General features: G+C 45.1%; 13 protein-coding genes. All 13 read left to right on the top strand.

Features of this window, described 5'->3' with window-relative positions:
* Window positions 1-7 precede the first annotated feature (7 nt).
* On the top strand, window positions 8-760 hold the full coding sequence (gene truA, locus G632_RS0102470) for a tRNA pseudouridine(38-40) synthase TruA (RefSeq protein WP_022767450.1): 753 nt from the start codon (window positions 8-10) through the stop codon (window positions 758-760).
* Between the two features lie 108 nt (window positions 761-868).
* The gene (locus G632_RS0102465; protein WP_022767449.1) at window positions 869-2,482 is read left to right on the top strand and encodes a DUF5722 domain-containing protein; all 1,614 of its coding nucleotides are present in this window, start codon (window positions 869-871) and stop codon (window positions 2,480-2,482) included.
* A gap of 15 nt (window positions 2,483-2,497) precedes the next feature.
* Window positions 2,498-4,219, top strand: coding sequence for an ArnT family glycosyltransferase (locus G632_RS0102460; protein WP_022767448.1), 1,722 nt, complete (start codon window positions 2,498-2,500; stop codon window positions 4,217-4,219).
* 137 nt (window positions 4,220-4,356) lie between these two features.
* Complete coding sequence (locus G632_RS0102455; protein ID WP_022767447.1) at window positions 4,357-5,046, top strand: hypothetical protein; 690 nt, start codon at window positions 4,357-4,359, stop codon at window positions 5,044-5,046.
* Window positions 5,047-5,170: 124 nt separating this feature from the next.
* Window positions 5,171-5,326: a hypothetical protein gene (locus G632_RS21875; RefSeq protein WP_022767446.1), complete on the top strand. Its 156-nt coding sequence runs from the start codon at window positions 5,171-5,173 to the stop codon at window positions 5,324-5,326.
* 23 nt (window positions 5,327-5,349) lie between these two features.
* The gene (locus G632_RS22410; RefSeq protein ID WP_022767445.1) at window positions 5,350-5,475 is read left to right on the top strand and encodes a hypothetical protein; all 126 of its coding nucleotides are present in this window, start codon (window positions 5,350-5,352) and stop codon (window positions 5,473-5,475) included.
* Between the two features lie 101 nt (window positions 5,476-5,576).
* Entirely contained in the window at window positions 5,577-6,422 is an 846-nt protein-coding gene (locus tag G632_RS0102440) for a patatin-like phospholipase family protein (protein WP_022767444.1), read from the top strand.
* Window positions 6,423-6,439: 17 nt separating this feature from the next.
* A complete protein-coding gene (locus tag G632_RS0102435) occupies window positions 6,440-8,506 on the top strand; it encodes an oxidoreductase (RefSeq protein WP_022767443.1) in 2,067 nt (688 codons plus the stop codon).
* A 371-nt stretch (window positions 8,507-8,877) separates the two neighbouring features.
* On the top strand, window positions 8,878-9,894 hold the full coding sequence (gene trpD, locus G632_RS0102430) for an anthranilate phosphoribosyltransferase (RefSeq protein ID WP_022767442.1): 1,017 nt from the start codon (window positions 8,878-8,880) through the stop codon (window positions 9,892-9,894).
* Complete coding sequence (gene trpC / locus G632_RS0102425; protein WP_022767441.1) at window positions 9,891-10,673, top strand: indole-3-glycerol phosphate synthase TrpC; 783 nt, start codon at window positions 9,891-9,893, stop codon at window positions 10,671-10,673. Before trpD ends, trpC begins: the two co-directional genes overlap by 4 nt.
* Window positions 10,670-11,278 (top strand): phosphoribosylanthranilate isomerase, encoded by a 609-nt coding sequence (locus G632_RS0102420; protein WP_026512339.1) that lies wholly within the window; start codon window positions 10,670-10,672, stop codon window positions 11,276-11,278. Before trpC ends, G632_RS0102420 begins: the two co-directional genes overlap by 4 nt.
* The gene (trpB, locus tag G632_RS0102415; protein WP_026512338.1) at window positions 11,275-12,465 is read left to right on the top strand and encodes a tryptophan synthase subunit beta; all 1,191 of its coding nucleotides are present in this window, start codon (window positions 11,275-11,277) and stop codon (window positions 12,463-12,465) included. Before G632_RS0102420 ends, trpB begins: the two co-directional genes overlap by 4 nt.
* Window positions 12,458-13,228 (top strand): tryptophan synthase subunit alpha, encoded by a 771-nt coding sequence (trpA, locus tag G632_RS0102410; RefSeq protein WP_022767440.1) that lies wholly within the window; start codon window positions 12,458-12,460, stop codon window positions 13,226-13,228. Before trpB ends, trpA begins: the two co-directional genes overlap by 8 nt.
* Window positions 13,229-13,287 lie beyond the last annotated feature (59 nt).

The raw sequence follows: 13,287 nt of genomic DNA, 5'->3' as shown, positions 1-13,287 counted from the left end.
TCTTAGTATGAAACGCAATTACAAATTTATCATAAGTTATGACGGAACCAGATTTTATGGCTGGGAGAGACAACCCGGGAAAGATATGACGATCCAGGGTAAGCTTGAGTCGGTGCTCTCCAGGATGACTGATGCTCCGGCCGATAAACCTGTAAATGTCATCGGCGCCGGAAGAACCGACGCAGGTGTTCATGCCAGGGCCATGACAGCCAATGCTGTTCTTGATACTGATATGGCAGAGGAAGAGATTCAAAGTTACATGAATGAGTATCTTCCGGATGATATCAGTGTAAATGAGGTTAAGGCATGTTCGGATAGGTTCCATGCAAGATACAATGCCCTTGGAAAGACCTACAGATACACCTGCTGGTACGGAAAGAGTAAGCCGGTCTTTGACAGAAAGTATGTGACCATACTTGATAAAAAGCCCGATATAGAAGCCATGAGAAAGGCAGCAGAAGTTCTTGTGGGAACTCATGACTTTAAGAGTTTTTGCGGAAATACCAAGATGAAGAAATCCACTGTCAGATGCGTGGATACCATCAACATTGAGGAGAGCGGAAACTATATAAGATTCTACTTCCACGGCAACGGATTTTTGCAGAACATGGTAAGGATCCTGACAGGAACTCTCTTAGAGGTTGGTTATGGGAACATAAAACCCGAGGAAATGGAAGAGATCTTAAATGCCTGCGACCGTCAAAGGTCCGGTCCCACAGCCCCTCCTCAGGGACTTTGTATGATGAAAGTTGATTATTGATAACACCCCCAGCCCCGGCTCTTTGGAGCCGGGGTTGTTGATATTTCGGCTATTTTTCGGTATCATTAAAATACTGTAGAATTTAAAAAATTCGAAATGAGGGGTTACATGAATAAGAAAATCTTTTCGTCACTTTCCATGGCAGTCGCAACGGCTGTCCTTGCTCTAAGTGTCTTTTCTTCTGTGCCTGTTAAGGCAGAGGCTGCAGGAAAAGGTGCAGTTACCATCAATTCAGTTTCTATTTCCGGAGAGAGTGTAATAGTTAATGTTTCTGCGTCGGACCTTCCTGACAGTGACGACGGAGCTTTCTATCTCTTTGCAGAAAAGCCGTATCAGGGCGCACCGGCAGGAGCTCCTATAGCATCACTTCCGATTTCGGGAAGCGCAGTTTTTTCTGTGCCACTGGGCTATCAGACCACAAGCTGCAGACTCTATGACAAGTTCCAGGTTGCTGTAAAGCAGGGCGGAGCATTTGTTGCTGTGGCAGGAGCCAAGTATATAACCAATCCCGAAGCCCTTGCAGGAGGAAGCTCACAGGCAAGGAAGAACAACGGCAAGAAGGGCCTTATCCTTGACGGAGCCAAGATCGGAAACGGTAATACGGAAGTTGTTCAGCTCGGCGTTCAGCAGGGAGCTTACAACATAAATCTCACTGATGTCATAGGTGGAAACGGCGGTATTCAGTATGGATATAACGGTAAGACCTATTACTTTGATTCCTCTTATATGAGTCAGTATGACCACTGCGTAAGGACCAGTACAAACCAGGGAATGGGCATGACCATGGTTCTTCTCAATCCCTATTCACGCGGTGAAGAGTTCATGATATCACCCACAGCAAGGGGAGGTATCGGCAGAGCACCTTACTATCTCATGAATACCTCAGAGGATAACGGACTTGAGTATCTCGAGGCTGTGGTTTCCTTCCTTGCCAGCAGATATAACGGCAAGAATGGTTGCGGACAGGTTGATAACTGGGTTATTGCCAATGAGATAAATGCTAAGAACGCCTGGAACTATTCAAGCGTTACCGATCAGATGACCTATGCGCAGCTCTATGCAGATTCTGTAAGAGTCTGCTACAATGCAATCAAGAGCAGAAATGCCAACGCTTACGTATGCATCAGTCTTGATCAGAACTGGACCAGGATCCACAACGGATCTTACTTTTCAGCAAGAAGCATGCTTGATGCCTTCAACGCATGCATCACAGCACAGGGCAATATCGACTGGTGTCTTGCTGAGCACCCATACAATTATCCCATGAACTGGACGAGCTTCTGGACACCCAAGAACCCGGCGATGATCACCCACAGTATTGACACTCCTTTCATTTCGATGGAAAATATAGAGCAGCTTACAGATTATATGTGTCAGCCGGCTTTCAGAAACAGTAAGGGCGCTGTGAGACCGATCCTTTTAACTGAGGTTGGATATTCTTCAACTCAGGGAGAGGAAGCGCAGGCAGCAGCCATTGTATATGCTTATCAGAGATGCGTTACCAATCAGTACATCAAGCTTATAACCTTCAACAGACAGACGGACTATCCTGTGGAGATGGCACAGGGCTTGTCACTTGGCCTTACAAGGCCGGACGGATCACGTAAGCTTTCCTGGGAGTTCTTCCAGCAGATGAATGGCGGAAATGCCGGTGCTTACATTGGCAGAGCTGCATCCTATATGGGTATCTCTGACTGGAACGCTGCTATGCATGCCAGATAAAAAGGAAGTATCATAATGCGAGTAATCGATTATTACAACTATATAGCTACAGCTGCCTACATCCTTATGGGTGTGGCAGCTGTATTTTTGTACTTCAGGGGCAGGAAGAATGAGAGGCTGGGTATCTCTGACAAGGCATCCGGTATTATCTTTTTGCTGATCATGATAGTTGCAGCTGTCATCAGATTGTACAAACTCGGAGAGATTCCCCTTGGGCTTCAGCAGGATGAGGCGTCTATCGGCTACGATGCTTATACACTTGCAACCTTTGGCATCGACAGGAACGGATATCACTGGCCCATTTACCCTATAACCTGGGGATGCGGCGGTGGAAGTCCTCTTCTTATTTATCTGAATGTCATTTCTATTTCTTTGTTTGGACCATCAATCAGGAACCTGAGAATGATCCCGGCAGTATGTGGAATTCTTACGGTAGCTCTTTTCTATGCAGTCTTAAGGATCACCCTGGAGGGCAGGAGATATAGGAATGAGTTTTCACTCCTTGGAGCAGCTTTCCTTGCAATCTGTCCATGGCATGTGATCCTCTCAAGATGGAGTCTTGACTGTAACATTATGCCCTTTAACATGATGCTTTCCTTCTGGCTGTTCATGCTGGGAGTCAAGAAGAAAAAGGGCTTGTTCTATTGCCTTAGCGCAGCAGCTTTTGCTGTCTGCATGTACAGCTACGGAGCTGCTACAATCGTAGTTCCGATTCTTCTTCTTTGCCTGTGCGCATATAGCTTAAAGACAAAGATACTTACCTGGAGAGATGTCATTGCTTCCTTTGTGACTTTCCTGGTGGTTTTCGCGCCACTCCTTCTGTTTTATGCAGTTAATTACCTTGGGCTTCCCGAAATAGTCACAGACTTTATCTGCTTTAACAAGTTTACTGCCGCAAGAACGGGAGAAGCGTTCATATCATTTGACGGAGCGTTTTTCGGTAAAGCTTTAAACAACTTAAAGCTTATGATTTTGGGAGTTTCCATTGGGTCTGATAAGTTTACTCTTGCGCATTTTTATCCCGGATATGCATCACTGTTTGAGTTCACGTTCCCGATTACCTTCATAGGTCTTTTCATAAGTGTTAAGCACCTTATTACGGGGAAAGACAAATCGGGTGAGCTTACGCCTCAGTACAAAATCGGAAGTATGCTCTTTATTTCAGCTGTGATCGGTTCTGTCGTACTCGATGTTATGATTATTCCTGACATAAACAGATTGGTTTGTCTGTTTATTCCCTGCATATTCTTCTTTGTCGTTGGTGCGGGATTTATCTTGGAGCATGCAAAGAGCCTTTTTGTGGCAGTTGCAGGTCTTTTGCTGATAGGAGCGCTGTCTTTTACAAAGGATTACTTTGCGGATTACAGCTATTATGCTCTTAGTATCTATATGCCCGGTTATGGTGATGCCATTGAAAGAGCCTATGAGGTGTCGGAGGATAAGAGAATGATCCATTCGACTTACGAAGGCCTTTCATCGCCATTTATGCTGGCGCTTTATTACACAAATTACGATCCTTATACCTTCTATCAGACTGTAGAGTATAAAGACCCTTATGCGGAATTCAGGATTGCGAAGTCCTTTGGCAACTTTATCTTTGAGCTTCCGGAGGATGTGACGGATGAAAAATATGAAGATGATATCTTCGTTGTGGCAAGTAGCGAGCTGCAACTTTTTGGCGATTTAAGCGCCTATAATGTAGATGATTTTGGCGGGTACTTTGTGGTATACAAATAGTTTCTAAAGAGAATAAGACCTTTCTAAAAAGAGAATTAAATAACGCCTGCGCTTATAGCGAACGCGCATGTTTTCGGCGATAATAATAGCATGACAGGTAAGACCTGTTATCTAAAAAAGTTCTCGGAGGGAAGGTTATGATGAAAAGGATTTTTTCTTGTATTTTAACATTGGGGATGACAATAATTCTTTTATCAGGCCATAACTCCAATCTTATTCCCGCTGAAATTTCATATGCTGCTGAAACTGTAGAAAATGAGGGCGTTGTCACTATTGATGATGAATATCTGATCCCCGACAGTATCGGCTGGTGCACATATTATGTCGTAGTTGCAACCAACAACACGAATTCCGATATCTCAATCAGTGCAGACTTTGTTGCCAAGGACGGATCAGGAAACGTTCTTAAGAAGGTAAACGATTATTCTGATGCGGTCAAGAAAGGTCAGCAGTTCATCCTTTACGGACAGTTCTTAAACAAAGAGATTGCAAATGCAAGAGCTTATGAGTATGAGTACTCAATAAATCCTACTGACAGATGCGCATACACATCCGTTTCACTTGATACAAAGGATATCGGCGACTGCGTTGAAGTAAGCGCTACAAATTTCTCTAAGTTTGATATCCAGAGCGTAGGAGTAAGAAGCGTATTCATGAAGAACGGCAGAGCAGTTGCTTTTGATACAGTAAATATCGCGGACGCAGGAATCACATTCCACGGCGGAAGCACAAACTCACAGATCATCGGAACAAGAGCCGGTGACTACGACGATATGATCATCACTTACACAACAGTCAGCAACCATTCAATGGCTGAAGATCTTTGAATTTTAGGCTTTATGCCGGGGCAATTCGCCCCGGCTTATTTTTTTGTATTTCAGGCATGATTTTTCACAGTTTATTCACAAAAATATATGATAATATTTTTCGGATTATGGGGAGGAGAATTTCATGCTTACAACAGGTTTATTCAGACTACAGGAGAATTACCCGAGGACCTTTGCGGTTATGATGAACAAGAGGCAGAGGAACAAGGTGGTAAGGTACTTAAACGATCTTGAAGCAAGCGGAATCAGCAGAGCCGACGACAAGAGAGTAAAAAACTGATCTACAAGCTTGAGAATGGTCATATGTCCTATGACAACAACGAGCTTAGTATCATGAGAGCAGCCATCGTGCTTAACAGATTTATTGAGCCTATATCATATTTCTGCAAGAGGTATGTCGCACGCACGCTTTCTAAGAATGCTGCATGAGAGATTTAATGATAAGTATTACGGCGAGCTTAATGGCTCGCTTTTTTGCTGCAATTTGTAATATAATATAAGATAACGATTTTGAGAGGAACAGGCACTGTATGAAGAAAGGACTGGTTATGGAGGGCGGCGCGATGCGCGGGATGTTTACCTGCGGAGTCATCGATGTCCTTATGGAGAACGGAATTGATTTTGACGGAGCAGTCGGAGTTTCAGCCGGCGCAACCTTTGGAATAAACTATAAGTCAAAGCAGATCGGAAGAGCTGTCAGGTACAACAAGAAATACTGCAACGACAAAAGATACCACAGCATAAGATCACTCCTTCTTACAGGAGATATCTACAACGTTCCTTTTTGCTACGATGAGCTTCCTTATAAGCTTGATATATGGGATGTAAAGACCTTTAAAGAAAACCCAATGGAATTCTACTGTGTGGCTACTGACATAACAACAGGTAAGCCTGCATATCACAAATGTACAGACGGGGGCAAAGAGGATCTTAAATGGATTCAGGCATCTGCCTCAATGCCTCTTGTTTCAAGACCTGTACATATTGGAGACAGTGTTTATCTTGACGGCGGACCATCGGATTCAATCCCCCTTAAGTTCATGGAAGATAAGGGCTATGACAGGATCCTTGTCATTGAGACTCAGCCCGGGGACTATGTTAAGGGCCAGCAGAAGTTCATGCCTCTTGTAAGGGTTATGCTCAGAAAATATCCCAGAATGATTGAGTGTATGGAAAAGCGCCATCTGATGTACAATGAAGAAAAGAGATACATCAGGGAAAAAGAAAAAAGCGGAGAAATTCTTGTTGTAAGACCAAAAGAACCTTTAAACATAAGCCCAGTGGAAAAGGATGAAAACGAACTTGAGAGAGTCTATCAGCTTGGGCGAAGAGCCGGAATGGGAAAAGTACAGGCTATAAAAGAGTTTTTTGAATAAACCGGGAGATCATAAAAATGGATGAGAGATTAAAACCTCTGTTTACACCATGGAAAATAGGAAATTGTGAGATCAAGAACAGGATCGTTCTTACCTCTATGGGAGGAACGGATCTGTTTGGCTGGATGGAGAAGAACCACTTCGATAAGGAAGGTGCGAACTTTATCTTAAACGTAGCTAAGAACAACGCAGGCCTTGTGCTTCCGGGATGTCAGCCCGTTTACAATCCGATGTTCGGACAGTGGCTCTATACCAACAAGCAGATGTATCAGGACCTTGCAGCCTGGATGCCTGAGTTTCACAAGACGGGAGCCAAGCTCTTTGTACAGCTTACGGCGGGCTTCGGCAGGTCTTTTACCGTAAGTGCCATGATGGAGAAGCTCTACAACAATCCGGCGCTGAGAGTACTGAGTAAGCCCTTTATGGATCTTGATAAGATCACAGCTTCCGCAAGTCCATCTCCCAACAGATGGTCTGACAAGCTTCCTTCAAGGGAGATGACCAAAGAGGAGATAAAAGAGTTTGTAGTTGCCTTTGGAAAGAGTGCCAGGCTTTTAAAGGAAGCAGGAGTTGACGGAGTTGAGGTCCATGCTGTTCACGAGGGATATCTTCTTGACCAGTTTACGCTTCCTTACGTCAACAAGAGGACAGATGAGTACGGCGGCTCTTTTGAAAACAGATATCGCTTTGCGGTAGAGATAGTTCAGGAGATCAAGAAACAATGCGGAGCAGACTTCCCTGTTTCCCTTCGCTACAGCGTGATATCAAAGACCAAGGGAATGCGTCAGGGAGCTCTTCCCGGAGAAGACTATACGGAAGTCGGAAGAGACTTTGAGGAGTCCAAAAAGGCAGCGAAGTACCTTCAGGATGCCGGATACGATATGCTCAACTGCGACAACGGAACCTACGATGCGTGGTACTGGGCTCATCCTCCGATCTACATGCCGGAGAACTGTAACCTTGAAGACGTTATGAACCTTAAGAAGTTCGTTGATATACCTGTTGTCTGTGCAGGAAGACTTGACCCGAGAGTTGCTGCCGATGCAGTTGCAAGCGGAGAGCTGGACGGAGCAGGCTTTGCAAGACCTTTCCTTGCAGATACCGAGTGGGTTACCAAGCTCATGAACGACAAGGAAGATGATATAAGGCCTTGTATTCTGTGTCACAACGGATGCTTTAACATGTGCCACTACAAGGGTGTTCCCAATGATCAGGATCTTGCTGATTCCCTGCATTTGGCAAGATGTGCCGTAAATGCAGAGACCATGCAGACCGACAAGCACTTTATCAAACCTGCCAAGCACCCCAAGACCATTCATATCGTTGGCGGCGGAATCGGCGGAATGGAGGCTGCAAGAGTACTTAAGCTAAGGGGACACAACCCCGTCATTTATGAAAAGAGCAATGTCCTCGGCGGAACCTTCATAGCAGCAAGCTCAGAGTCCTATAAAGGCAAGCTCAGGGACCTTCTTAGATGGTACAGAAGGCAGATGGATGTTCTGGGAATCGAAGTTCATCTTAACACTGAGATAACCGATCCTATGAAGTTCGGAAGAAAGAGCGACATCATAATTGCAACCGGATCAAAGCCAAGGATTCTTAGTGGCGTTCCGGGACATGAGAAGATGATAGAAGCCTGTGACTTCCTTCTTGGAAAAGAGGTTGGTCAGAAGGTGGCAGTTATCGGCGGAGGCCTTACGGGAAGTGAGATTGCCTATGAGCTCGCACTCTGGGGGAAGGAACCCATCATCGTTGAGATGAAAGATGACCTGGTATCCCAGAAGGGTGTATGCCTTGCCAACAGCTCATACCTCAGGGAGTACTTTGCGCTTCACAATATTCCTGTTTACCTTGAGACAAAGCTCAAAGAGGTTCTGGATGGAGCTATCATCTGCACAGATAAAGACGGAAAAGAGATTCGCATAGAGTGCGACTCAGTCATCAGTTCAGCAGGCTATGTTCCCAATCCTGTCATCAGCGACGATGTCAGAACCAGCAACATGGATTTCATCGGAGACTGCAAGCAGGTAGGTAATTTAAGGACCGTAATATGGCGTGCATATGAAGTTGCAATGAGAATGTAAAAATATATTGACAGCATAATTATGCAATGCTATTATTTCTATAATTTAATACTTCAAACCGATGAAGTGGAGATAAAGGTAATCATGACCACACAGAGAGCCCGGATTGCTGAGAACGGGTAGGAAACAAGTTATCAAATGGACCACAGAGGGCGCAGTGAAAAGATATGCATCTTAGTATTCTGCGACGTGAAGGCATACGTCAGTTGCCGGGGATATGTCAGTATCCTTCAAAGCGCTTGGGACAACCCGAGAAATCAAGGTGGCACCGCGGATAAAGTATATTCGTCCTTGACAGAACATTAGAGTTTCTGTCAGGGACTTTTTGTTTACAAAAAGATCTTTGGCAGACCAATAAGGAGGATGACCAAATGATCAAAGAAGCAATCGTAAAAATCGTAAACAAAGAAGACCTCACCTATGACGAAGCTTATCAGGTAATGAATGAGATCATGAGCGGAGAGACAAGTCCCACTCAGAACGCAGCTTTCCTGGCAGCTCTTTCAACAAAGAGTGCAAGGGCAGAGACTACAGACGAGATCGCAGGCTGCGCAGCTGCCATGAGAGATCACGCCACCAAGGTTGATACCGGAATGGATATCTTTGAGATCGTAGGAACCGGAGGAGATAACGCACACAGCTTCAACATCTCAACAACATCCGCCATTGTTGCTGCAGCAGGCGGAGTTAAGGTTGCCAAGCACGGCAACAGAGCAGCTTCAAGTAAGTGCGGAACAGCTGACTGCCTTGAGGCTCTCGGAGTTAACATCCAGCAGGATCCCGATAAATGTATCGAGCTCCTTAACGAAGCCGGAATGTGCTTCTTCTTTGCTCAGAAATATCACACTTCAATGAAGTATGTAGGAGCCATCAGAAAAGAGCTGGGCTTTAGAACAGTGTTCAATATCCTTGGACCACTTACAAATCCGGGATCTCCCAAGATGCAGCTCCTTGGAGTATATGATGAGTACCTGGTTGAGCCTTTGGCTCAGGTTCTTGTAAGCCTCGGTGTTGAGAGAGGAATGGTTGTATATGGAATGGACAAGCTTGATGAGATTTCAATGAGCTGCGACACCAAGATCTGCGAGATCAAGGACGGATGGTATAAGACCTACGTTGTAAAGCCTGAGGACTTCGGCTTTGAGCGCTGCACCAAGGACGATCTGGTTGGCGGAACACCTGAGGAAAACGCCAAGATAACAAGAGACATCCTTGCAGGAGCAGAGGGACCAAAGACAAATGCAGTTTTGTTAAACGCAGGAGCATCCCTTTACATCGCAGGTAAGGCAGAGTCATTTAAGGCAGGAGTTGAGCTTGCAAAAGAGCTTATTAAATCAGGAGCAGCAACAAGCACACTTGAGAAGATAATCGAGGTTAGCAACAGATGACGATTCTGGATGAGATTGCAGAATACGCAAGAGAAAGAGTAGAGAAACAAAAAGAGATAAAAAGTCTTGATGAAGTAAAAGCGAAGGCTCTTTCGCTTCCCAAAAAAGACTTCGCTTTTGAGAAAGCCTTAAAGAAAGACGGGATATCTTTTATCTGTGAGTGCAAGAAAGCATCTCCTTCAAAGGGCATAATCGCAGAGGACTTTCCCTATCTGGACATTGCTCTTTCTTATGAGAAGGCAGGAGCTGATGCTATATCCGTTCTGACAGAACCTAAATGGTTTCTTGGAAGGGATGAGTATCTGTCAGAGATAGCCTCTAAGGTAAGTATTCCATGCCTCAGAAAAGACTTCGTTGTGGATGAGTACATGATCTATGAGGCAGCAGTCCTTGGAGCATCAGCGGTACTTCTTATCTGCTCGATACTATCTGTAAGCGAGATAAAAAGATATATCGGCATCTGCGACGAACTTGGGCTCTCGGCATTGGTTGAGGCTCATGACGAAGCGGAAGTAAATATGGCCATTGAAGCCGGAGCCAGGATCATCGGAGTAAACAACAGAAACTTAAAAGACTTCTCCGTTGATACTAATAACAGCAAGAAGCTTCGCGCTCTGATACCAAATGATGTTTTGTTTGTATCTGAGTCGGGAGTTAAGGGACCGGAAGATATAAAGGAAATAAAGGACATGGGAGCTGATGCAGCTTTAGTTGGAGAAACACTTATGAGAGCTGCGGATAAGAACCAGAAGTTAAAGGAGCTTAAGAGTCTTTTGTGAGAAAAACAAGGATCAAATTTTGCGGACTGAAAAGGATAGAGGACATCGAGGCGGCCAATGAGCTAAAACCTGATTTTGCGGGCTTTGTATTCTGGGAAAAGAGCAGCAGGAATGTATCTGGAGACGATGCAAAAAAGCTGGGACAAGCTCTTTTACCTGAGATTGAAAAGGTCGGTGTGTTTGTGGATGAAGAGCCGGAGAAGGTTGCAACTCTTTTAAAGGACAAGGTCATTGATATAGCCCAGCTCCACGGAAGTGAGGATGAGGGATATATCGCAAGGCTTCGGGAACTTTCAGGCGGAGCGCCTATCATCAAAGCGTTTGTTGTTAAGAGCAAAGAGGACCTGGAAAGAGCTAAAAAGAGCAGTGCCGATTACCTTCTTCTGGATTCCGGAAAAGGCACGGGGCAGACATTTAACTGGGAGCTGATAAAGGAAGCAGGGTTTGATAAGCCGTTCTTTTTAGCAGGCGGCCTTGGAGTAGAAAATGTGGCTGAGGCACTAAAGGTGCTTCATCCATTTGCAGTGGATGTCAGTTCGGGAATTGAGTCAAACGGGGTAAAAGACCCTGAAAAGATGAGACAGTTTATGGGAGAAATATTATGAGCAATCAGAATGGAAGATTTGGAATTCATGGTGGACAGTATATACCGGAGACGCTGATGAATGCGGTTATAGAGCTGGAAGAGGCCTACAACCATTACAAGAATGATCCGGAATTTAATAAAGAGCTTGAGACTTTGTTCAATGAATATGCCGGAAGACCATCAAGACTCTACTATGCAGAGAAGATGACAAAGGACCTGGGCGGAGCCAAGATATACCTTAAGAGAGAGGACCTCAATCACACTGGTGCTCACAAGATCAACAACGTTCTCGGACAGGCTCTTCTTGCCAAGAAGATGGGTAAGACAAGACTTATTGCCGAGACAGGAGCGGGCCAGCACGGCGTTGCAACAGCTACAGCAGCAGCGCTTATGGGCATGGAGTGTGTTGTCTTCATGGGAGAAGAGGACACCAAGAGACAGGCACTCAACGTGTATAAGATGAAGCTTCTCGGAGCAGAGGTTGTACCTGTAACAACAGGAACTGCAACACTTAAGGATGCAGTTTCTGAGGCCATGAGAGAGTGGACTTCAAGGATAAGCGATACTCATTACTGTCTGGGATCTGTTATGGGACCACATCCATTTCCCACTATCGTAAGAGACTTCCAGGCTGTTATTTCAAAAGAGATAAAGGAGCAGATCCTTGAGAAGGAAGGACGACTTCCCGATGTCGTTATGGCATGTGTCGGAGGTGGATCTAATGCCATCGGAACCTTCTATAACTTCATTGAGGATAAAGAGGTTCAGCTGATCGGCTGCGAAGCTGCCGGAAGAGGAGTAGATACCTTCGAGACAGCAGCTACCATAGCAACAGGTAAGCTTGGCATCTTCCACGGAATGAAGTCTTATTTCTGCCAGGATGAGTACGGCCAGATTGCCCCTGTTTACTCCATATCGGCAGGACTTGATTATCCCGGAATAGGACCTGAGCATGCATATCTGAACGATATCGGAAGAGCTCAGTATGTACCTGTAACTGACGACGAGGCAGTTAATGCTTTTGAGTATCTTTCAAGAACAGAGGGAATCATCCCTGCAATAGAGTCATCCCACGCTTTGGCACACGCCATGAAGATAGCGCCAACTATGGACAAGGACAAGATAATCGTAATAACAATATCCGGAAGAGGCGACAAGGACTGCGCAGCCATTGCAAGGTACAGAGGGGAGAATATCAATGAGTAATATAGGAAAAGCATTTGAAAATAAAAAAGCATTTATCGCATTTATAACCTGTGGAGATCCTGACCTTGATACTACAGTTGAAGTTGTAAAAGAAGCAGTGAAAAACGGCGCTGACCTTATAGAACTGGGTATTCCTTTTTCCGATCCAACAGCAGAAGGTCCTACGATTCAGGGAGCCAATCTCCGTGCGCTGACAGGAGGCGTTACCACAGACAAGATCTTTGACATGGTAAAAGAGCTGAGGAAAGACGTTACGATTCCCATGGTATTTATGACCTATGCCAACGTTGTCTTTTCCTACGGAGCGGAGCGTTTCATCAAGACCTGCAGCGAGATTGGAATTGACGGTATTATCCTTCCCGATCTCCCCTACGAGGAGAAGGAGGAGTTCCATCCTGTGTGCGTGAAGTACGGCGTAGATCTTATATCGCTGATTGCTCCCACATCGGAGAACAGAATAGCTCAGATAGCAAAGGACGCGGAAGGCTTTATATACGTTGTATCAAGCCTCGGAGTTACAGGAACCAGGACCGAGATCAAAACAGACCTTGAGAGCATTGTCAAAGCTATCAGGGAGAACACCAATGTTCCCTGTGCCATCGGCTTTGGAATCTCAAAACCTGAACAGGCTCAGAAGATGGCCGGTATTTCAGACGGAGCCATAGTCGGAAGCGCAATAATCAAGATCATCGAGAAGTACGGTAAGGATTCTCCAAAGTATGTGGGAGAATACGTAAAGAGTATGAAGGATGCCATAGCATAAATATAACGATAAGATTTTGTGCAGGTAGCTGAATGGGAAGCCTAAGGTGTGACATTTTC

The organism is Butyrivibrio sp. NC2007 (genome assembly GCF_000421405.1).
GTDB lineage: Bacteria > Bacillota > Clostridia > Lachnospirales > Lachnospiraceae > Butyrivibrio.
Note: the sequence above shows the minus strand (reverse complement) of the source record. Positions and strands in the feature narration are given on the sequence as shown.

Coding starts and splice junctions, on each gene's coding strand:
- truA (WP_022767450.1), top strand. CDS start 8: ATGAAACGCAATTACAAATTTATCATAAGTTATGACGGAACCAGATTT.
- G632_RS0102465 (WP_022767449.1), top strand. CDS start 869: ATGAATAAGAAAATCTTTTCGTCACTTTCCATGGCAGTCGCAACGGCT.
- G632_RS0102460 (WP_022767448.1), top strand. CDS start 2,498: ATGCGAGTAATCGATTATTACAACTATATAGCTACAGCTGCCTACATC.
- G632_RS0102455 (WP_022767447.1), top strand. CDS start 4,357: ATGATGAAAAGGATTTTTTCTTGTATTTTAACATTGGGGATGACAATA.
- G632_RS21875 (WP_022767446.1), top strand. CDS start 5,171: ATGCTTACAACAGGTTTATTCAGACTACAGGAGAATTACCCGAGGACC.
- G632_RS22410 (WP_022767445.1), top strand. CDS start 5,350: ATGTCCTATGACAACAACGAGCTTAGTATCATGAGAGCAGCCATCGTG.
- G632_RS0102440 (WP_022767444.1), top strand. CDS start 5,577: ATGAAGAAAGGACTGGTTATGGAGGGCGGCGCGATGCGCGGGATGTTT.
- G632_RS0102435 (WP_022767443.1), top strand. CDS start 6,440: ATGGATGAGAGATTAAAACCTCTGTTTACACCATGGAAAATAGGAAAT.
- trpD (WP_022767442.1), top strand. CDS start 8,878: ATGATCAAAGAAGCAATCGTAAAAATCGTAAACAAAGAAGACCTCACC.
- trpC (WP_022767441.1), top strand. CDS start 9,891: ATGACGATTCTGGATGAGATTGCAGAATACGCAAGAGAAAGAGTAGAG.
- trpB (WP_026512338.1), top strand. CDS start 11,275: ATGAGCAATCAGAATGGAAGATTTGGAATTCATGGTGGACAGTATATA.
- trpA (WP_022767440.1), top strand. CDS start 12,458: ATGAGTAATATAGGAAAAGCATTTGAAAATAAAAAAGCATTTATCGCA.